The following is a 19,528-nucleotide window of genomic DNA, read 5'->3' on the forward strand; positions in this document are numbered from 1 at the left end:
CGGCGCCGGCCACCGCGGCCAGCGGGTTGCCCGGCAGGCCCACCAGGTGGCGACCGCCCGGGAGTTCGGCGCGTTCGGCGCGTTCGGCGCGTTCGGCGCGTTCGGCGGGGCGCGTCGGGGCCGGCGCCCGGTGCGGAGCCGCGCGCGGCACATCCCCCGTCACGGCACGGCCCCGCGCGTCGGGAGCTCTCAGTTCGGCGGCGGGTCGATGACCTCGCGGACCGAGACGAGTTGGCTCAGGCCCGAGACGGTGAGCAGCGGGCTCAGGAGCGGGTTCGTGATCAGCCGGATCCGGTGGGCACGCGCGAAGAGGACGGTGAGGCCGGCGCTGTCGAGGTACTCGACGGCGCTGACGTCGACGGTCAGGGGCGTGTCGGACTCGGGGATCCGGTCAATGGCCGCGGCGAGTTCGTGGGCGTTGGCCAGGTCGATCTCGCCGGCCGCCCGCAGCACGGGGAAGCCGCCTGGGCCGTGGCCGGGGGTGAGGACGAGCGCGGTGGTCATCAGGCGATCCTTAGCTGCATGTCGACGGTGGTGCCGCCGCTGCCGGGGGTGATGGTGACCTGCTGCATGAGGGCGTTCATCAGGGCGACGCCGCGACCGCGGTCGGTGTCGGCCCGGTGTCCGGGGATCTTCCAGTGGCCGGTGTCCGCGACGGTCAGGCGCAGCTCGGCGGCCGTGGCGACGGCGGACAGGCGGATCCGGGCACCCGGCGCGTCACGGTGACCGTGTTCGATGGCGTTGGCGCACGCTTCGCCGGCCGCGACCAGGACGCTCTGCACGGTGGGCGCGGGCAGCCCGCACCGGTTCAACCAGCCGCGGAGGCTGTTCCGGACGGGGGCGAGCTGCCCGGACTCCGCGGGGAAGGTCAGCTCCAGCGGGGCGGGGTGGCGGTGGAGCAGGATGGCCACGTCGTCGTCGTACCCGTCGGCGGGGGCGAGCGCGGCCATGAGGCGGGCGGCGAGCTCGTCGACCGGCAGCGCGCGCCCTTCCCGCAGGATGGTTCCGGCCCGGTCGACGCCTTCGCTCAGGGGGCGGCGGCGGCGTTCCACGAGACCGTCGGTGTAGAGCAGCAGGGTGGAGCGCGGCGGCATGGTGCACCGGACTTCGGGCCGGTCCGCACCGGTCCGGACGGCGAGGGGCAGCGCGTTGCCGTCCTGGAGGAGGACGGTGGTCCCGTCGGGGTGGGTGAGGACGCCGGGAGGGTGGCCGGCACTGGAGTAGACGAGGTGGCCGTCGGCGGGGTCGAGCACTCCGCAGAAGACGGTGGTGCACATCGCCCCGGGGATGTCGGCCGCGAAGCGGTCCAGGGCCGCGAGGGTGCGGGCGGGTGAGGGGTCCTGGAGGAGCAGGGCGCGGCAGGCGCTTCGGAGTTGGCCCATGACGGTGGCCGCGGTGAGCCCGCGCCCGACGCAGTCCCCGACCACGATGCCGGTGCGGCCGTCGGGGAGGGCCACGATGTCGTACCAGTCGCCTCCGACCTCCAGGGGGCGGGTGGCGGGCTCGTAGCGTACGGCGAAGCCGCCGGGCAGGTGGGAGGGGCCGAGGATGGCGCGTTGCAGGGTTATCGCGGTCTCGCGCTGCTGGTCGATCCGGTACACTCGGGCCAGTCCCTGGGCCAGGCGGCCGGCCAGTTGGGAGAGCAGGAGCCGGTCCTGCTCGGTGAAGGGTCGCTGCCCTTCGCGGTCGATCCACAGGAGGAGCGTGCCGCGCGGGTGTTCGAGGACGATGCCGGAGCCGTCGGCCCGGTCGGTGACCGGGGTGAGGGCGGGGCGCGTGCCCAGGGCGGTGAGGGTCTCGCGCCGCTCGGCCGGCAGGTCGTCCCAGCGCTGTTCCGGGTCGGTGGCGGTCAGCACCGGGGCCCCGTCGGGCGGGAACAGCACGGCGAGGACGGTGTCGGCCCGCCAGACCCGTCGCAGCTCGGCCATGGCCGCGGCCATGGCGTCGGGCAGGGTGGCGGCTTCCGCGAGGCGCGTGCCGAGCGAGGCCAGGGCCGTCGCCCGTTGCGCCGCGTGGTGCTCCGAGGTGACGTCACGGACGGTGCCGACGATGACGCGGCGCCCGCTCTCCGGCTCCTGGACGCGGTTGAAGGCGGCTGCCACCCACACCTGACGGCCGTCGCGGTGGGTGGCCGGGATGGTGCAGGTGCCGTGCTCCCGGCCGGTCAGTTCGGCGAGGGCGTCGGCCACCAGCCGGTGGGCGTCGGGGTCGGCGTCGCGCTCGGGCCACCACGGCTGGGGGTACCGGTAGGGCAGGCCTTCGGGCCCGTGGCCGAGGATGGCGGTGAACGCGGCGTTGACCTCGATGACGTCGCCGTGCTCGTCGCAGACGAAGAACCCCTCCTGGAGGGAGTCGACCAGGGCTGTGCGCCAGCGCGCGTGGCGGTTGCGCAGCCGTGTCATGTCGATGGTGGCGCGGACCCGGGCGAGCAGTTCCGCGGCGGCGAAGGGTTTGACCAGGTAGTCGTCGGCGCCGGCGTCGAGGCCCTCGATGGAGGCCTCCTGTCCGGCGCGGGCCGAGAGCAGGATGACGGGGACGGCGGCGGTCCGCGGGTCGGCGCGCAGCGCGGCCACGAGCCGCACACCGTCGAGGCCGGGCATCATGACGTCGCTGACGACGAGGTCGGGGGCCTCGGCCCGGACCGCCTCCAGCGCTGCCAGGCCGTCGGCGACGGCCCGGACCAGGTAGCCGGGGCCGGTGAGGAGCCGGCTGAGGTACTCGCGCATGTCGGCGTTGTCGTCGGCGATCAGGACCCGGGCGCGGGGCTGGGCCGACCGCCCGCCGAGGGGCGCGGCGCCGTCCGGCACCTCGGTGGACCGGGAGGGGTCGGCCCGGTCGTTCCCGGGGAGCCAGCGCAGCGCCTCCTCCAGGTAGGGGTCGGCCGCGGCCGACGCGCGGGCGGGCGCCGCGGGCGCGGGGGCGAGGGCGTCCTGGGGGAGGTGGGCGTGGCCGAACGGCAGGCGGACGGTGAAGGCCGTGCCCTCGCCCTCCCGACTGCGGGCGGTGATGGTGCCACCGTGGGCCTGGACGAGTTCCTGGACCAGGGCGAGTCCGATGCCGCTGCCCTCGTGGGAGCGCGCGCGGGTGTTCTCGATCCGGTGGAACCGTTGGAAGAGGCGCGGCAGCTCGGCGGCGGGAACCCCGACGCCGGTGTCGGTGATGGTGACGACCGCGTGGTCGTCCTCACGGTGCACGGCGACGCCGATCGAGCCCTCGAAGGTGAACTTGAGGGCGTTGCTGAGCAGGTTGAGGACGACCTTCTCCCACATGTCCCGGTCGATGTGGACGGGCTCCGCCAGCGGTGGGCAGTCCATCGTGAAGGCCAGGCCGGCCTTGTCGACGGCGGAGCGGAAGACGCTGGCCAGCTCCGCGGTGGTCGCGGCCAGCTCGACCGGTTCGTAGCTGGCCCGCAGGTGGCCGGCCTCGATGCGGGAGAAGTCGAGCAGGGTGTTGACGAGCCTGCCCAGCCGCAGCCCGTTGCGGTGGATGACGTCCAGTTCCTCCCTCGTGCGCGGATCGGCGTCGGCCAGCCTGGTCCGAAGCTCTTCGAGCGGGCCCATGATCAAGGTCAGGGGGGTGCGGAACTCGTGGCTGACGTTGGAGAAGAAGGCGGTCTTGGCCCGGTCGAGTGCCGCGAGTTCGTCGGCGCGCTGCTGCTGGGCCTGGTACTCGCGGGCGCCGGCGACCCCTGCCGCGACGTGGCCGGCGGCCAGCTCGACGAATCCCCGGTAGCCCTCGTCCGCTGCCCGGTAGCGGTTGAGCGCCGCCACCAGGAAGCCGTAGGGCGCGTCGCCCCGCCGCAGCAGCGGGACGACCAGGGCATGGGTGGGCGGAGCCGGCCGGCCGAAGGTGGGAAGGTCCGCGAACGCGGGACCGTCGAGGGCGACGACCACCGGTTCGGCCTGCGCCGCCCGCGCCGACGGCCACACCCCGGGTGTGCCGCCCGGGGGCAGGAGCGCCGGGGCGGCGGGGTGCCCGGCGGGCAGGCCGGTCGCGGCGGCCAGACGGGCGGACCCGTCGGGCGACGCCAGGTAGGTCAGGACGAACGGCAGGTCATGAGGGTTGGCGGCGAGCTGGCGGGTACTGAAGGCCAGCGTCTCCTCCTCGGTGCGCACCACGCTGAGGTCCGAGCCGAGGTCCCGCAGGGTCGCCATCCGCCGCTCGCCGATGACCCGGTCGGTCTCCTCGCTGACCACGCACAACACGCCGCTCACGAGGCCGCCGTCGTCGCGCAGGGGACTGTAGGAGAAGGTGTGGTAGCTCTCCTCGGGATATCCGGAACGCTCCACGAACAGCAGCAGCGCCTCGTCCCAGGTCGCCCGGCCCGTGGTCAGCACGGTCCCGATCCGCGGGCCGATGTCGTCCCAGATCTCCGCCCACACCTCGCTCGCCGGCCGGCCCAGCGCCCAGGGGTACTTCCGGCCGAGGGTGTCGCGCCGGTAGGCGGCGTTGCAGAAGAACGTCAGGTCCTCGCCCCAGGCCATCCACATCGGGAACCGGGAGGAGAGCAGGATGCTCACGGCCGTGCGCAGGCTCTGCGGCCAGCCGGTCGGCGCGCCCAGCGGCGTCGCCGTCCAGTCCACCGCCGCGAGATCGCGCCCGACCTCGCGGTCGCCTTCGAAGATGTCGACACCGGCACCCGCCGTCGCCCCGTACTCGACTCCTTCGGGCTGGCCCATCCGACGCGTCCTCTCCTTTCGTACGGTTCGCACCGGCGACCATCCGCACCTCTCGCCACCGGCTCCGACCGTCGCCCCGTCCGTGTCGGGGCACCCGGCCCCATCGTAGGAGCCACGACGCCCCCGTCTGCCCCGGACGGGCGTTCCGAGTCGTCCGATGACAGCGCCGCGGGCGCCGCCCCCGCCACGCGGGAGGGAGCCGGACCCGTGCGCGAAGACGCAGGTTTGGCCCGCCGCGTCCGTGGCATACGGGTGCGGGACAGCCCGTGAGGTCGGGCATGATCGATGGAGAGTGCCCAAGTGGCGGATAAGGCAATGTCGGTGCGTTTGGTGGAGCTCTTGACGGAGCAGCGGAAGGCGCTGGGTTCGGCCTGGGTGGACGCGGTGTCGCGGACGCTGCGGGGGCGGATCAGTGAGGCCGAACTCGACCGCGAGTTGCAGGAGCTGTTCACGGCCCTGGTGGAGGGCCTGCGCCAGGGGGGTTTCGACTGGCAGGGCGAGGACTTCGCGGAGGTGCGCGCGCTGCTCACCGAGCTGTCGCGTAACCGGGCCCGTCAGGGTTTCACCACCACCGAGACCGCGACCAGCGTCCTCGCGTTCAAGGCCATCCTGGCGCCGACGACGGACAGTTCGGCGCAGGACATCACCGTCTACCTGCAACTGTCACAGTTGATGGACGCGCTGGCGTTGTTCACGATGGAGGTGTACGCGCGGACCCGTGAGGAGCTGATCAGCGCGCAGTCGGAGCAGCTCCTGGAGCTCTCCACCCCCGTGGTGAAGCTGTGGGACGGTGTGGTGGCGGTGCCGCTGGTCGGCACGCTCGACTCGGTCCGCACTCAGGTGGTGATGGAGAAGCTGCTCCAGACGCTCGTGGACACGGGTTCGGAGCAGGCGATCATCGACATCACCGGGGTGCCGGCGGTGGACACCGAGGTCGCCCAGCACTTGCTCAAGACGGTGGTGGCCGCGCGGCTGATGGGCGCCGAGTGCACCATCTCCGGCATCCGCCCGCAGATCGCGCAGACCATCGTCGCGCTGGGCATCCAGTTCGGGGACATCGTCACCAAGGCGACGCTCGCCGACGCGCTCAAGCACGCGCTGCGCCGTGGTGGTGTCGACCCGATGACGGCTGGTGGCCGGCCGTGACCGAGCGCGTACCTGTTCTGAAGATCGGCGATGTGCTGCTGGTGTCCATCCAGGTGGATCTGGAGGACCAGACCGTGTTGGACCTCCAGGACGACCTGGCCGCACGGATCGTGGCGACCGGTGCGAGCGGGGTGGTGATCGACATCACCGCGGTGGAGATCGTCGACTCGTTCGTCGGCCGGATGCTCGCCACCACCGCCGCGATCTCCCGCATGCTGGACGCCGAGACCGTCGTGGTGGGCATGCGGCCCGCCGTCGCGATCACCCTGGTCGAGCTCGGGCTCTCGCTGGGGGGCGTGCGTACCGCGCTCAGTCTGGAGAAGGGCCTGGCGATGCTGGGCCGGTCGGCGGGCGACCGCGGTTCGGTCCGGTCGTGAGCGGTCTCGCGCCTACGCCCGAGGGTGAGCAGGAGTGTATTCCGGTCCGGTCGAATGACGACGTGGTGCGGGCCCGGCAGTTGGTCCGCTCGCTGGCCCAGCGTTGCAAGCTCTCCCTGGTCGACCAGACGAAGCTGGTGACCGCCGCGAGTGAGTTGGCCCGTAACACCCTGGTCTACGGCGGGGGTGGGGTGATGCGGACCGGGCTGGTCCGGCGGGACATGCGTCTGGGTGTGGCGGCGGTCTTCGAGGACAACGGGCCGGGCATCGCCGACGTGGACCTCGCGCTGACCGACGGCTGGACCTCGGGCAGCGGGCTGGGTCTGGGTCTGAGCGGCGCACGGCGTCTGGTCGACGACTTCGTCCTGGACACCGAGGTCGGCCGCGGCACGCTGGTGTCGGTGATCAAGTGGGCCCGGTGAGTGCGGTGTTGCTGGGGACCGAGGACGTCGCCTGGTTCCGGGACGAGGATTCCATGCCGGCGGCGGCGCGCGGGGCCGCTGCCGCGCTGGCGCGCCGGATCGGCCTCGGTGACCAGCGGGCGGCCGAGGTCGCGCTCGCGGTGAGCGAGGCGGCGACCAACCTGTGCCGCCACGCCGTCGACGGTGCGCTGCTGTTGAGGGTGGTGCGTACCGCGACGGACGCCGGTCTGGAATTCGTGGCCGTCGACGCGGGGCCTGGGATGGCGGACGTCTCGCGTGCGCTGACCGACGGGGTGTCGTCCGCGAGCACGCTGGGGATCGGGCTGGGTGCGATCTCCCGGTTGGCCGATACCTTCGACGTGCATTCGTTGCCCGGGCGGGGGACCGTGCTGGCGGCCCGGTTCTGGACGAGGGAGGCCGCGGCGGCGGCCCGGCTGGCGGGTGAGCCGGTGGTGGCGGGGTTGACGAGGGCGATCAGTGGTGAGGAGGTCTGTGGGGACGCGTGGGCGGCGCGGTCCCTGGCGGCGGCGGGGGACGGCCCGGGGGTGGCCGGTACCGACCCGGCCCCGCGTGGCGGCGCGGCCTCCCGCGTCCCCCTGAGCTGGGCGGCCCTGGCCGGCCTCGACGCCCCCGCGGCGCCGCGAACGGCGCCCGTGCGCGAGGAGAGGGGCGCCGCCCCGGATTCCGACGCCCTGCTCCTGATGTTCTGCGACGGCCTCGGACACGGGCCGCTGGCGGCCCGGGCCTCCCGGGCGGCGGTCGACGCCTTCCACGCCTCGCGGGCGACCAGGCCGGACGCCGTGCTCGCGGACATCCACCGTGCGTTGAGCGCGGGTCGTGGTGGCGCGGTCGCGGTGGCGTTGATCGGGCCGTCGGCGGGGCGGGTGGTGTTCTGCGGGGTCGGGAACGTCAGTACCTTCGTCCTCGATCCGGCGACCGGCGGCCGGCGTTCGCTGCCCTCGGCGCCCGGAATCGTCGGCCACCACCTGCCGTCCCTGCGGACGATCGAGCAGGACCTGCCGCCCGGCAGCGCGGTGATCATGCATTCGGACGGGCTGACCGAACGGTGGCGACCGGCGGACCTGCCCGGACTGCTCGGACACATCCCGCTGGTGGCGGCGGGCCAGCTGCTGCGTGAGGCGGGCGTGCGTCGGGATGACGCGGGTGTGCTCGTGGCGAAGGGAGCGTGGTGAGCTTGCCGGGCGGTACGGGTACCGTCCATCTGATGACCATCTCGGTCGCCACCGAGCAGGACACCTTCGCGTTGCGGCGCTGTGGCCGGGCGGTCGCCGGGGTGTTCGGTATCGAGAACCAGGACCAGGTCAGGCTGGCCACCGCGCTCAGTGAGTTGGGGCGTGACCTGCTGACCGCGACCGCGTTGACGGTGGAGTTCGCCGTGACGGGCGGGGTTGCGGCGGCGTTGCAGGTGACGATGCGCTGGCAGGGCGGCCCGGGTCCGAGCCCGGAGGCGCTCGGTGCTGTCGCCCGCCTCGTCCAGGTCCGGCGGGGGGAGGGGCCGGCGGCGGAGTGTCTGGTCGTCGAGCAGCCGCTCCTCGCGTCCGGTGAGTCGCTGGCCGGTCTGATGGAAGGGGCACGTGAGGTGCTCGGCGCGCATGGCGGGTCGTCGGCGGCGGAGGACGCGCGGGCGCAGACCAGGGACCTCATCGCGGCGTTGGGGGAGTCCCGTGCCCAGCGTGAGGAGTTGCAGCGGCTGAACGAGGAGCTGGGGGAGACCAATCGCGGGGTGGTGGCGCTCTACTCCGAGTTGTCGCAGGAGTTGGAGGAGACCAATCGCGGGGTGGTGGCCCTGTACGGGGAATTGGAGGAGAAGTCGCGTCAGCTCCGGGTGGCCAGTGAGGCGAAGACCAGGTTCTGGGCGAACGTCAGCCATGAACTGCGTACGCCCGTCAATTCCGTGGTCGGGCTGGCCGGGCTGTTGCTGGCCAGCGGCGCGGGGCGTCTGGAGGAGGATCAGCGTGAGCAGATCGGGCTCATCTCGGCGTCCGGGAGCACTCTGTTGACGCTGGTGGACGAGCTATTGGACGTCGCGAAGGCGGAGTCGGGGCGGCTGGAGCCCGTCTGGGCCCGGGTGGATCTGCGGGCCCTGCTCGCCGAACTGCGGGGCACCCTGGGCGTGCGCGCCGGTGAGGGTGTGACGCTCGCCATCGCCGACCCGACGACGGTACCGGCGTTCGTCAGCGACGAGGTGATGCTCACCCGGGTCCTTCGCAACCTGCTGTCCAACGCGCTGAAGTTCACCGAACGGGGCAGCGTCACGCTGGACGTGGCGCTGCGGGAGGGTCCGGAGGGCGAGGAACTGGTCCTCACCGTCGCGGACACCGGCGTCGGGATCCCGCAGGAACAACAGGAACGCGTCTTCGAGGAGTTCTACCAGGTGCGCGGCGCGCACCAGCGGGGCCGCTCCGGCACCGGCCTCGGCCTGCCCTACGCCCGCCGTCTGACCGAGCTCCTCGGCGGCACCCTGACGCTCACCAGCGGCCCGGGCGAGGGAACGCGTGTCGTGGTGCGGCTGCCGGTGCCGGGACCGCCGGTCGAAGACCCGCCGGCCCGTGTGGCGGTACTGGTCAGCGTCGACGACGACGAGGCCTACCGGGCGAGCGTCCGCCCGCTGCTCGGTGAACTGGCCGAGCGGATCGTCGAGGTCTCCGAGGGCGGCCGGGCCGTGGAGACTGTCCGGCGCGAGCGCCCGGACGCCGTCCTGCTCGACCTGCACATGCCGGACCTGGACGGGTACCAGGTCCTGGCGGAGCTGGCGGCGGACGCCGAGCTGTGCGCCGTCCCCGTCGTCGTGATCACCTCCGCGAGCACGGCCGGTCTGGAGCACGACCGGCTGGTCCACGCCCGCGCCGTCCTGGAGAAGGCCACCTTGAGGTCCCACCAGCTGGCCGCCGCCTTCGCGGCGCCCGCCCGAGGCAACCACCCCGGTGACCACCCCGGTGGGCCGGTCGCCGATGGACGGAGCGTCCGGTGAGCGCCGGTCCCGCCGCCGACGGCGCGGCCGCCACCATCCTGGTCCTGGACGACAACGACATCAACCGCTACCTCGTCCGGAGCTGGCTGGTGCGCGGCGGCCACACGGTGGTGGAGGCCGCGGACGGCACCGAGGGCCTCGCCCTGCTCGCGGCGGCCGGTGACCAGGACCTGCCCGAACTCGCCGTGGTCGACGTTCGGTTGCCGGACATGAGCGGGTTCGAGGTCTGCGAACGGATCAAGGCGGACCCCAGGACCGCGTCCGTCCCGGTCATCCACATCTCGGCCACCGCCATCGAGGTCGACGACCGCGCCCAGGGCCTGCACCGCGGCGCGGACGCCTACCTCACCGAGCCGATAGCCCCGTCCGAGCTGCTGGCGACCGTCACGGCGGCGCTGCGCTACGCCCGCGCCCGCCGTCGCGCCGAGCGGCTGGCCGCCCGGGTGGCGATCCTCAACCGCACCACGCTCGCCGTCCACGGGGTGAGCGGCGCGGAGGCCTTCACGGCGCGAGCGGCCGCCGGCACGGCCACCCTGATGTCCTCGCCTGCCGTTGCCCTCGCCCTCAGCCCGGACGAGCAAGCCCTGCAGGTGGCAGTCGTCGACCGGCCCGCCCCGGACGGCGCCACCACCGCCCCCCGCCTGAGCACGGCGGACGCGGGGCTCCTGGACCGGTTGACGGACCACGCGCTCGGCGACGCGACGGGCGCCGAGACCGCCGTCCTGTCCCGCGCCGACTGGCACGCCCTGGCCGCGCGTCTGGACGCCGGACTCACCGAGCTCCTGCCCGGGGAGGTCGCGGTGCTCCTGACCCGGACCAAGCACGGCCGGCCGCCGGTCGCGCTCGTGGTGGACGCGCCCGCGACCACCGGCCCCGACGACCGCGGGCTCTTCTCCCAGCTCGGTCAGGCCTGCGCGTTGGCGCTGGAGGCGATGCGCGCCCGTAGTGAGGAGCACGCGCTCGTCCTCACCCTGCAGCGCACCTTCCTGCCCGACCGGCTGCCCGAGGTCGCCGGGGTGGACCTCGCCGTCCGTTACAAGCCCGCCGCCGACCACACGGAGATCGGCGGCGACTTCTACGAGGCGATCGAGACCCCGGCCGGCCTGCTGCTGGCGATCGGCGACGTGGCCGGGCACTCCCTCAAGGCTGCGATGGTCATGGGCGAGCTGCGCCACGCGCTGCGGGCCTACGCGATCGAGGGGCACGACCCGCGGACCCTGCTGGAGCGGCTGGACGCGCTGCTCGTGCGCCTGCGGCCGACGATGACCGCCACGGTCTGCCTGGTGCTGGTGGAACCCGGCGGACGGCAAGTCCACATCGCCAACGCCGGCCACCTGCCGCCGCTGCTGCGCCTTCCCGACGGATCCACCCGGTACCTCACCGAGCACGGGATCCTGCTGGGTCTGAACCTGCCGCACCCGCCGGCCGTCTCCCACGCCGTTCCGGCCGGTTCCACGTTGCTGCTGCTCACCGACGGTCTCGTGGAGGTGCCCGGTGAGGATCTCGACGAGAGTCTCGCCGCCCTCGGGCGTGCGGTGTCCGCCGCCGGGCAGGGGCTCGATGAGCTGTGCGACCAGTTGTTGGACGACTTCGGCAAGGCGAAGACGGACGACATCGCCCTTCTCGCAGCGAGAATCCACTGACCGTCCCGCACGAGCCGATCCGAGCCGGTGCGTACCGCACGGGCGTTCCCGGTTCCCGTTCCAGTCCTTCCAGGAGTTACGGTGCCCGACTTCGCGTTGGCCATGGCCGTTCACACCCATCCGTCGGGGGCGACGGTCCTCACCGTCACCGGGGAGCTCGACTACCACACGGCTCCGCGGCTGAGCCGGATGGTGGAAGGGCTGCCGCTGGCCGCCGCCGTCCCGCTGGTCCTGGACGTCGGGGGCCTGTCGTTCTGCGACTCGATCGGGGTCTCGGCGCTGATCTCCGGCTACCAGCGCGCCACCGCGGCCTCGGCGCCGTTCGCCGTCGCGGGCGCGGGCCGGGACCTGACGCAGATCCTCCAGATCACCGGTATCGACCGGATCTTCGGCCTCTACGAGAGCGTGGACCAGGCCGTCGCGGCCTGCGGCTGACCGGGCCGGCCGCGGGGCCGGCGGGGTCCACTGGTGCGCCGCATCCTTCCCCGGGGCCTCGTCCGATGGCGGCACGGCCTCGGGCGTGTCTGCGGTCTCGGGCCCCCGTGCTGGTCGTCCTGCGCCATCGCCACCCCAGGGCCGCACCCCCGGCTCTGTCTCGACAACGGTCCGGCCTGACGACAGCGGACTGCCGGCGGGCGAACCCGACGATCGTAGAGGCGCTCCCGGACACGCGCCCGGATGATTCGCGCGGGTCCCGCCCCGGGACCGGACCGGTGTACCAGGGGGCACCGAGCCGGGGACAGCCGGCGCATGAGCGGGACAAGATTGCCGCTAGAGTGCTCGCCGCAGATGTGGGTGGACCGCGAGGGCGCCTCGGCGGTCGGAAGGGGGAGGCGTGGTCGAGATCGTCGTCACACAGGAGGCCGGGCGGCGCTGGGACGCCGTCGCCGACGAGGTGCGGGCGGTGACGGCTGGGCTGGCCGAGCGGGTGGGGAGGCGAACGGGCCTCGGACTCGGGCCCGAGATCCACGTCCGGCTGCTCAACCCGGACGCCTATGCCCTGGCGCACGAGGCGCACGAGCGGCGGGTCAACGAGGCCTTGCTCGCGAGCGACCTGCTCTACGCGATCCCGGACCAGGCGCGTCGGCTGCGGCTGGAGGCGGACCTCCGCCGCGCCGACGGCTCGTACTCCGGCGGAAACCGGAAGTTCGGCTGTCTGCCGTCCAGTCGGGCGGTCCCGGGGACCGACGGCGGCTCCACGATCCTGCTGGTCCCGGCACTGCTCCGGCGGAGTGCCGGGACGGTGAGCCGGGACGCCCTCCGGTCGGTCCTCGCCCACCAGCTCGTCCACCAGGCGCAGTTCGCACTGTGGGGGCCGTCGCTGAGTATGGACCTGCGGGCCGCGCACCTGGTCCATCGGGCCACGCGCGCCGCCGTCGAGGAGTTCCGGAGCCTGAGCGCCGTACTGGAGGGCCACGCACGATTCACGACCAGGGAACTGCTCGCGGCCGACTACGTCGAGGAACGGAAGGCCGGCCGCCTCCTGCGTCTGCTGTGGGGACCGAACCGGGGTCTGGCAGTGTATGACCGCGGCGAGGACTGCGTACGGAAGGCGGTGGAGTGCGGCGTCACCGACCTGCTGCTCCGCCTTCGGGCCGATCCGACGCTGGTCCCGGACCGCCGGGAGCTCCTGGACCCCGATGGCTGGGTCGCCCGTCTCACGACGGCGGACGAGCCGGTGCGTCAGGAGCCGGCCGGCCCGGCCTGAGCGACGGGGTGCGGGTCGGCTGGAGCGTTGTGGCACCGGGGGCCTGCGGGCGGGGGCGACGCACGGCGAAGTCCACCGCCGGCCCGCCTGGGCCGCACACGCGGTGCGAAGCTCCCCCTCGCACCGAGGTCTCCGCGGTCCTGACGGTCCGCGTCGAGCGCGGCGAGACCTCGGTGCGAGGCCGGTGGATCATCGATCTGCCGACGACACCCACCGAGGCAGGCTCGACGAGAGCGAGGTCAGCCGTGGGCTCCCGGCCCTCGCTCGCGGCCACGAGCCCACCCGCCGGGCCCTCCTCAAGCGGCTCGGGCCGTCGGCGCCCGTGCGGGCCGCCGACGTCGGTCAACTGCCCGTACCACGTCGGCTGTCCGGGGTCCTGGCCCCCCGCACCCCGCCCATCCACCAGCGAAGACTCCTGCGGACACCGGGCCTGCGGCTGCACGCCCGATCCGGCCACCCCGAGCAGGCGGACGGTCAGCTGCGGCGGGTGTGGCGGCGGCTGAGGAGCACCGCGCCGCCGCCCAGTGCGAGCAGGGCGGCGCCACCGGCCGAGATGGCGATGGTCTGAGAGGTGTTGCCACCGGTGGTGGCAAGGCTCTCGGACAGCGTGGTGGAGACCGGCACGACGGTCGGGTTACCGACCGGCCCCGCGTCGGTGGCAGTCGGCAGTGGGGCCGAGGAGGCTGTACTGGGGCTCGCCGAGGTGGTCGGTTCAGCAGACGGCGAGATCGAGGCCGATGGGCCGGCGCTGGTGGTCGGGGTGCCCGTGGCAGTGGGTGACTGCGAGGTCGACGGCTTGACCGTGGCGGTGGCGGTGGCGGTGGGGCTGGGGCTGGTCGGCGGGGTCGGCTTGCACGGCTTGCCGCCGTTCCCCGCCGTGATCAGGGCCGGGGGGAAGACCGCATTGGGTATGTCGGCAGCGGCGCGCTGACACCGTCGTACTTCTTGTCGTTGCTGTACAGATCGATCTGGCCGACTCGAAGAGCACATCCGCTTGCTTGTACAGACACTCGTAGAACTCAACCCGAAAGCGGAACAAGATGCCCAACGCGTCACCTACGGGCGCCTCGACGGGAAGACTCATGGACGGCGTCCGTTCTCTCGTGCTTCCTGACTCGACATCTCGAAGCGTGGCGAACGGCCGCCTCTCCTGTCCCGGAATGAACCGCAGATCAGCAGGTCGGGTGACCAGCGAGGTTGAACGCCAAGCTCAGTACCTGCCCGGCCCCGGTCGGGGCCGGGTCACCAGCACGACCGCGGGTCTTGTACGTGCTCCGGTGAGTGCCGGTCCTCGCCCCTGCCCAGGCCGGTCCGCACCAGGAAGCCAGGGTCCGCTTCCCATAGCGGGGCAGCAGTGTGCACCCGCTGGGTGCCGGGGATGCCCACCTCGACGAGGACCCCGTCGCTGAACATCCACAGACCGAACAGGTCGTCGTCCTCGTCGTGGAGCATGACCTGCACGCAGGCGGGCTCGTTCCACGGCAGGGACTCCAGGTCCCTGAGTACCCCGCGGCGCCGGTTCCACCGCTCGAACTCGATGTGCCAACCCCCTACAAACCAGGGAATCTGCACGAAGCAGCCATGCCAGGTGCGAGCCTCGTCCGGCCGCGTCAGCGGCTCCATCACCTCGTCCTCGTACCGCGCCAACACGATGACCTGCGCCATTCTGCTCATACCCACATGTCACACCGTGCCGGGTCCCGAGGCAATCGATTTGGGACCCGGAACCGTCGGGGATCCTTCGTACGCGGAGTCCGCCGCCCAGGACTTGTCCGGCCGGTCATCCTCGGAGCCAGACGGTGAGGGCTGCCACAGTGGCTGTGCCGAGGTAGACGTAACAGCGTTCGTCGTAGCGGGTGGCGACGGCTCGGTGCTGCTTGGGGAGACTCCTAGGCAGTGGCCGTTCTCCGGCTTCTTCGTGACTCGACATCTCGAAGCGTGGACAACGGGCACCTTCGCTGTCCCAGGAAGAACCGCAGATCAGCAGGTCGAGTGACCAGCGAGGTTAGACAACTCGATGTTCACGGCGATGGCCGTGAGTACATGTTGCACGTCGGCCTTGGACTGGCCGCGGTAGCGGCAATGGCGCATGCCGTGTCGATGGGCGAACTCCTTGATGGTGCCCTCGGGGAAAGCCCACGTTCCGGGCACCCTCGCGGGAGTTGGTGCAGCGGGGGCGGTCCGGGCACGGCTGGCACTGGCCCTTGGTGAACCGCGCCACGATCAGGGGTGCCGCGGTGGGTGAGGAGGTCGGATAGGGACCGTTCCAGCCCTGGCTGACCTGCCCTTGGGGGCAGGTGACTTGTCGGAGGTCGAAGTCGATGTCGAAGTCGTCCCGGTCGAAGCCCTCGTTCTTGCGGTGCTGGCGGGTGGGGTTGCCCGGTAGCGGCCCGGTGACGGTGACCTGGTGTTCGCGGGCGGCTCGCTCCAGGTGGACCAGGGAGGTGTAACCGGCGTCGACCAGGTGCTCGGCGGGCAGCAGCCCGCGACGCGCCAGGCGGGTGCGGATGCCGGGCAGGGCCTGGCCGTCGTTGGTGGCCACATCCGTGATCACGTTGACACTGCCGGCGGCGCACGTCTTGGTGAGATGGGCGGCGAACCCCCTTCCAGCGGATGATGTGCCCGTGCCGCACGTAGCGCGCCGTGATGTCGTAGGGGAGACGACCGCCACTGAGGAGGGCGATAGTCCTCCCTCCTCGGCGGTGCGCCAACACAGGCGGCCTACCGCGTCGCGGTAGTAGTTCTGCACGACGATCTGCCGCAGGGCCTCGGGCCTGTGGGTCGGGCCGATAGCCTGGCCCTGCCGGTGGAGGTGTCCCAGTAGCCGATGGGCGTTGTCGCCTGCGGCGAGGATCCTGGTCTTGGGCCGCGTGGGGTTCTTCCCGAGACGGACCGGACGGCCGTAGCGGCGTCCCCAGTCCTCGTCGACCAGGCCGACCAGCAAGGGCCCGGCCGTGCGGGCCACTTCCTCCCGTGCGGCACGGACCGCCTCGGTGACCAGTTCCAGCCGGGTCAGGTCGCGCACCGCGGCCAGCACGTGGGTGGAGTCGGTGCGCTGCGTGGTGCGCTCGGCCACGAGTCCGGCCTCCTTCAGGCGCGCGAGCGCCAGATCCAGGAGGCGGTCGGCGCGGTCGTCATGGGTGAGCCGCTCGCGGAAGTCAGTGAGCACGCTGTGGTGGAAGCCGGGATCGTCCAGCTCCAGGCCAGGGGCATAGAGGATCTCCATCTCCTCGGCCTCGAAGACGGCGTCGAAGGTCTGCCCGTACGTGTCGCCGCGGTCACGCGGCTGGAAGCGCAGGGACTCCGTGCGCCTGCCGGGGTCGCCGGCCGTGTTCCGGGCCTGTTGCACCGCCCGGTACCGCGTGGGGTGGGCGGGGACGCCGGCGATGTGCGGGCGCCGGGTGCCGTGCTCGAGGAACGCGAGCGCGTGCAGGCGCTGGCCGAGCACCGTGTCAACACACGCTGTTCGGTGTCGATGCTGTAGCGGCTCAAAGGGGTCTGCCTCCGGAACCGGCGCAAGCTATATCGCCGAGGTGACGTTCACCGGCGCGGACCGGGTCCGCGACGCGATCCACAACTTCACCACGGACGGCTTCGACTCGCTCCGCCTAAATATGAGGGCGGCCGGCCCAGGACCTTCACCCTGCCCGAGTGTCGGGGGATCAGAGAGGCCGCCAAATCCAAGCAGGCCGAACACGGCCTGCCCTTCTCAACCTGGAGCCTGGCCGAGCTGGCCGAGTTCCTGGTCGCCGAGGGCGTGGTCGACGACGTCAGCCACGAGGGCCTGCGCACACGATGGCGGCCTTCGTCCTCACGATCCTTTCTCTCGCTTCCCAGGTCCGCAAGGACGGCGGCGCAAGGCACGTGATGTGACACGCCGTGGCAGACTCGACGCCATGATCACCCCCCTGTCCGAGCCCAGCACGCGACTCTCCGACCCCGGCACCCTGCTGCTGGACTACCTCGACTACTACCGCTCCGTGATCGGAGCCAAGATCGAGGGACTGTCCGACGAGGAGCTGCGCACCAGCCGCCTTCCCTCCGGCTGGACGATGCTCGAACTCCTCAAGCACCTCGTCCACATGGAGCAGCGCTGGCTGCGATGGGGATTCCGCGCCGAGACGGTCCCGGCCCCCTGGGGCGACCGCGGTCCGGAGGACCGCTGGCACGTCACCCCGCAGGAGAGTGCCGCCGACCTCCTCACCGCCCTGCATGCCGGTGGCGAGTACACCCGGGCCGTCGCCTCGGGAACGCCCCTGTCCGCCGTGGCCGCAGCCGGCGGCCGCTTCCCCGACGACGGCACCGAGCGCCCCACCCTGGGCTGGATCCTGTTCCACGTCCTCCAGGAGTACGCCCGCCACGCGGGCCACCTCGACATCGTCCGCGAACTCACCGACGGCGCCACCGGCGAGTGACACCCGCGCACGGGAAGTCGGCCCCGCCGACTTCCCGTGCGACCGCCTACGTGGCTGCCGTGCTGCCGCATCAGGCAACGTTTGCCCAGGCGACGACCGCGCGCAGGCGTTCGCCGGCGGTGTGCCTGCCGCAATGGGGACGCTGGCGGCAACGCCACCCCGATCTACTCGGACAAGGCCGCAACCTACCGATGGAGTCTTCGGCACCCATAGATGGTCGGACGCCTGGTCAGGATCTGCTTGAAGTCCAATTCCCACGGGCTGGAAGCATCACTGTCTCGCGAGTTCCGCGGCCTCTGGGCCTATCGGCAATCCCGCAGTGCGCCGTCAGCATGACGGTTCGTCGACCGTATCCGAGCGACCTGTCCGACGCCCGGTGGGCCCTGGTCGAGCCCACCCTGACCGCCTGGCGCCAGGCTCGAACCGAACGGGCCCTCGCGTTCGGCCGACCCCCCGAGCACGAGCTGCGGGACCTGGCGGGATTCTTCTCCGCCCCGGCCCCACCAGCACGAGGCCCGATCGACGCGTCGCCCCGCGCCACGTCGGGTGCCGTACCGCCCGGCGGATCGGCCCCCTCAGTCCGCGGTGGGCCAGTCCCAGCCGAGCTGCAGGAAGAGGCCGAGCCGGTCGGAGACGCCGCGGATCTCGCTGATCCGGCCGTGGGTGAGGGTGAAGACGAAGATCGCCTCGTTCTCGAAGCCGCGGCCGGTGGGGCTGGGCATTCGCGGATGGCTTCCGGAGCTGACGCCGGTCTGGGTGATCCGGGCGACGACCGAGTCGCCCTCGGCGATCAGCGCGTCGACCCGGGCGCGGTACGGGGCGAGAGCGGTGAGCTGGGTCTCGATGGCCGCGAAGGCCGCGCCCGGCTCATCGGGCTCGCCGTGGATGATCTTGTTGTGGTCGACCACGTCGGCCGCAAGATAGTCCCCCAAGTCCCCGATCCGCACCTCGTTGAGTGCGTCGAAGAACTCCCGGACGAGCTTCTTGTTCTGTTCCACGGTCAGGGCGGAGGGCATGTTCCCGGCTCTCTCTTACGATGTAAGGATCGATCTGGGGATACCCTGTCCTTACGGCGTAAGAATGTCAAGGAGGGCCGATGGCGACGACCGGCAGGCGGGTGGGACTCACCCGCGACAGGGTGCTGCGCACCGCACTGGAAGCGGCGGGCCGGGAGGGTGTCGAGAAGCTGTCCATGCGCCGGCTGGGTGCCGAGCTCGGCGTCGAGGCCATGACGCTGTACCACTACGTCCCCAACAAGGCCGCCCTGCTCGACGGCCTGGTGGAGCTGGTGCTCTCCGCCGTCCGGCCGTCCTTCGAGGGCCCCGCCGACCAGTGGCCGCAGCGGTTGCGGGAGTTCGCCGTCGCCCTCCGGGCCGAACTGCTGCTCCATCCCGGGGTGATCGCCCTGGTCGCCACCCGGCCGGTGCGCTCCTCGGCCGCACTGTGCGCGGCGGAGGACGCCGCAGCCGCCCTCGGCCGCGCGGGGATCCCGCCGGTCCGAGCGCTGCGCATCGTCAACGCGGTGAGCACCCTGGTGCTGGGGCACTGCCTCGCGGAGGCCGCCGCCACGCCAGGGCACGAGGACGAGCCGACCGATGTCGACGTGGACGCGGCGCGGTTCCCGGTCCTGGCGGCCGCGGTGGCCGGCGGCCTCGGGACCCCCGCCGACCACCAGGCGCGCTTCGACCTCGCGCTGGACGCCCTGCTGACCGGCCTGCCGGTAGGAGCCGACGAGCGCCGTTGAGCGGCCGCGACCGTCGGCCCTGGGGCGCCCCGGGGAACGGGGTTCTCGTCCGGACGGGTGGCCGTCGGCATGACCCCGGACGAGTCGGGCAGACGGACGTCACCTGCCCGACTCCTCTCCCGGAGGTGCACATGTCCACTGCCATGGTGCTGCTGGTCGTGCCGCTCATCGTCGCTGCCCTCGTGACCGCGTTCGCACCCCCCGGTAACCACCGAGGGGCCGGCCCCCGACCGGCGCGCCGAGCCGGGGACCGCCGCCCGCGCCACGCCCGTTCCTGAGGGTCGCCCGCGCTGCGCCGGGGGCCGGCGGGGTGGAACCGGGACATCCCGGCGACGATGTCCTCGACCTTGATGTCGTTGAACGACCCCAGGGTCACACCGGCCTCGAAGCCCTCGCGGACCT

Annotated in this window: 17 protein-coding genes and 2 pseudogenes; 13 read left to right on the forward strand and 6 right to left on the reverse strand. The window is 72.5% G+C overall.

The features are described from left to right. Window positions 1-189: 189 nt before the first annotated feature. Window positions 190-504, reverse strand: a complete 315-nt coding sequence (locus ABZ495_RS35105; protein ID WP_359839973.1) for an STAS domain-containing protein — start codon at window positions 502-504, stop codon at window positions 190-192. Then, window positions 504-4,679, reverse strand: a complete 4,176-nt coding sequence (locus ABZ495_RS35110; protein ID WP_359839975.1) for a SpoIIE family protein phosphatase — start codon at window positions 4,677-4,679, stop codon at window positions 504-506. Before ABZ495_RS35110 ends, ABZ495_RS35105 begins: the two co-directional genes overlap by 1 nt. 285 nt (window positions 4,680-4,964) lie before the next feature. Between ABZ495_RS35110 and ABZ495_RS35115 the strand changes: the two genes are divergently transcribed. The 8 genes from ABZ495_RS35115 (at window position 4,965) to ABZ495_RS35150 (ending at window position 12,967) form a co-directional block, all read left to right on the forward strand. Beyond that, window positions 4,965-5,825 (forward strand): STAS domain-containing protein, encoded by an 861-nt coding sequence (locus tag ABZ495_RS35115; protein ID WP_359839977.1) that lies wholly within the window; start codon window positions 4,965-4,967, stop codon window positions 5,823-5,825. Further along, complete coding sequence (locus ABZ495_RS35120; protein WP_359811688.1) at window positions 5,822-6,202, forward strand: STAS domain-containing protein; 381 nt, start codon at window positions 5,822-5,824, stop codon at window positions 6,200-6,202. The genes ABZ495_RS35115 and ABZ495_RS35120 overlap by 4 nt, the downstream gene beginning before the upstream one ends. A gap of 38 nt (window positions 6,203-6,240) precedes the next feature. Next, on the forward strand, window positions 6,241-6,624 hold the full coding sequence (locus tag ABZ495_RS35125; protein ID WP_359811710.1) for an ATP-binding protein: 384 nt from the start codon (window positions 6,241-6,243) through the stop codon (window positions 6,622-6,624). After that, entirely contained in the window at window positions 6,612-7,817 is a 1,206-nt protein-coding gene (locus tag ABZ495_RS35130) for an ATP-binding SpoIIE family protein phosphatase (RefSeq protein WP_359839979.1), read from the forward strand. Before ABZ495_RS35125 ends, ABZ495_RS35130 begins: the two co-directional genes overlap by 13 nt. 32 nt (window positions 7,818-7,849) lie before the next feature. Beyond that, the gene (locus ABZ495_RS35135; protein WP_359839980.1) at window positions 7,850-9,616 is read left to right on the forward strand and encodes an ATP-binding protein; all 1,767 of its coding nucleotides are present in this window, start codon (window positions 7,850-7,852) and stop codon (window positions 9,614-9,616) included. After that, the gene (locus ABZ495_RS35140; RefSeq protein ID WP_359839982.1) at window positions 9,613-11,259 is read left to right on the forward strand and encodes a fused response regulator/phosphatase; all 1,647 of its coding nucleotides are present in this window, start codon (window positions 9,613-9,615) and stop codon (window positions 11,257-11,259) included. The genes ABZ495_RS35135 and ABZ495_RS35140 overlap by 4 nt, the downstream gene beginning before the upstream one ends. Before the next feature lie 81 nt (window positions 11,260-11,340). Then, complete coding sequence (locus ABZ495_RS35145) at window positions 11,341-11,694, forward strand: STAS domain-containing protein (RefSeq protein WP_359811699.1); 354 nt, start codon at window positions 11,341-11,343, stop codon at window positions 11,692-11,694. A 400-nt stretch (window positions 11,695-12,094) separates the two neighbouring features. After that, window positions 12,095-12,967, forward strand: a complete 873-nt coding sequence (locus tag ABZ495_RS35150; RefSeq protein ID WP_359839984.1) for a hypothetical protein — start codon at window positions 12,095-12,097, stop codon at window positions 12,965-12,967. 474 nt (window positions 12,968-13,441) lie between these two features. Here the strand turns inward: ABZ495_RS35150 and ABZ495_RS35155 are convergent, their stop codons facing one another. Next, on the reverse strand, window positions 13,442-13,591 hold the full coding sequence (locus ABZ495_RS35155) for an LAETG motif-containing sortase-dependent surface protein (protein WP_359839986.1): 150 nt from the start codon (window positions 13,589-13,591) through the stop codon (window positions 13,442-13,444). Here ABZ495_RS35155 and ABZ495_RS35160 point away from each other — a divergent pair. Continuing rightward, window positions 13,575-13,898, forward strand: a complete 324-nt coding sequence (locus ABZ495_RS35160) for a hypothetical protein (RefSeq protein WP_359839988.1) — start codon at window positions 13,575-13,577, stop codon at window positions 13,896-13,898. The genes ABZ495_RS35155 and ABZ495_RS35160 overlap by 17 nt on opposite strands. Before the next feature lie 311 nt (window positions 13,899-14,209). On the opposite strand, the gene ABZ495_RS35165 is transcribed toward ABZ495_RS35160, so the two are convergent. Continuing rightward, window positions 14,210-14,641, reverse strand: a complete 432-nt coding sequence (locus tag ABZ495_RS35165; protein WP_359839990.1) for a hypothetical protein — start codon at window positions 14,639-14,641, stop codon at window positions 14,210-14,212. 306 nt (window positions 14,642-14,947) lie between these two features. Next, on the reverse strand, window positions 14,948-15,058 hold the full coding sequence (locus ABZ495_RS35170; RefSeq protein ID WP_359839992.1) for a hypothetical protein: 111 nt from the start codon (window positions 15,056-15,058) through the stop codon (window positions 14,948-14,950). A 1,427-nt stretch (window positions 15,059-16,485) separates the two neighbouring features. Between ABZ495_RS35170 and ABZ495_RS35175 the strand changes: the two are divergent. The 3 genes and pseudogenes from ABZ495_RS35175 to ABZ495_RS35185 all read left to right on the forward strand — a co-directional run. Further along, window positions 16,486-16,757 (forward strand): annotated as a pseudogene (locus tag ABZ495_RS35175) (helix-turn-helix domain-containing protein); the annotation flags it as partial. A gap of 106 nt (window positions 16,758-16,863) precedes the next feature. Further along, entirely contained in the window at window positions 16,864-17,382 is a 519-nt protein-coding gene (locus ABZ495_RS35180) for a DinB family protein (protein WP_359839994.1), read from the forward strand. Window positions 17,383-17,714: 332 nt separating this feature from the next. Beyond that, a pseudogene (locus tag ABZ495_RS35185) lies at window positions 17,715-17,858 on the forward strand (IS5/IS1182 family transposase); the annotation flags it as partial. 99 nt (window positions 17,859-17,957) lie between these two features. Here the strand turns inward: ABZ495_RS35185 and ABZ495_RS35190 are convergent. After that, on the reverse strand, window positions 17,958-18,398 hold the full coding sequence (locus ABZ495_RS35190; RefSeq protein ID WP_359839996.1) for an ester cyclase: 441 nt from the start codon (window positions 18,396-18,398) through the stop codon (window positions 17,958-17,960). A gap of 80 nt (window positions 18,399-18,478) precedes the next feature. Between ABZ495_RS35190 and ABZ495_RS35195 the strand changes: the two genes are divergently transcribed. Beyond that, window positions 18,479-19,126: a TetR/AcrR family transcriptional regulator C-terminal domain-containing protein gene (locus ABZ495_RS35195; protein ID WP_359839998.1), complete on the forward strand. Its 648-nt coding sequence runs from the start codon at window positions 18,479-18,481 to the stop codon at window positions 19,124-19,126. Window positions 19,127-19,528: the final 402 nt, after the last annotated feature.

The sequence above is a fragment of the Kitasatospora sp. NPDC005748 genome (assembly GCF_040630735.1).
In the GTDB taxonomy this organism is placed as follows: domain Bacteria; phylum Actinomycetota; class Actinomycetes; order Streptomycetales; family Streptomycetaceae; genus Kitasatospora.

Bases quoted from the DNA above. Each gene is read 5' to 3' on its own strand.
- ABZ495_RS35195 (WP_359839998.1), top strand. From the start codon at position 18,479: ATGGCGACGACCGGCAGGCGGGTGGGACTCACCCGCGACAGGGTGCTG.
- ABZ495_RS35135 (WP_359839980.1), top strand. From the start codon at position 7,850: ATGACCATCTCGGTCGCCACCGAGCAGGACACCTTCGCGTTGCGGCGC.
- ABZ495_RS35190 (WP_359839996.1), bottom strand. From the start codon at position 18,398: ATGCCCTCCGCCCTGACCGTGGAACAGAACAAGAAGCTCGTCCGGGAG.
- ABZ495_RS35115 (WP_359839977.1), top strand. From the start codon at position 4,965: ATGGAGAGTGCCCAAGTGGCGGATAAGGCAATGTCGGTGCGTTTGGTG.
- ABZ495_RS35180 (WP_359839994.1), top strand. From the start codon at position 16,864: ATGATCACCCCCCTGTCCGAGCCCAGCACGCGACTCTCCGACCCCGGC.
- ABZ495_RS35110 (WP_359839975.1), bottom strand. From the start codon at position 4,679: ATGGGCCAGCCCGAAGGAGTCGAGTACGGGGCGACGGCGGGTGCCGGT.
- ABZ495_RS35170 (WP_359839992.1), bottom strand. From the start codon at position 15,058: ATGCGCCATTGCCGCTACCGCGGCCAGTCCAAGGCCGACGTGCAACAT.
- ABZ495_RS35165 (WP_359839990.1), bottom strand. From the start codon at position 14,641: ATGAGCAGAATGGCGCAGGTCATCGTGTTGGCGCGGTACGAGGACGAG.
- ABZ495_RS35105 (WP_359839973.1), bottom strand. From the start codon at position 504: ATGACCACCGCGCTCGTCCTCACCCCCGGCCACGGCCCAGGCGGCTTC.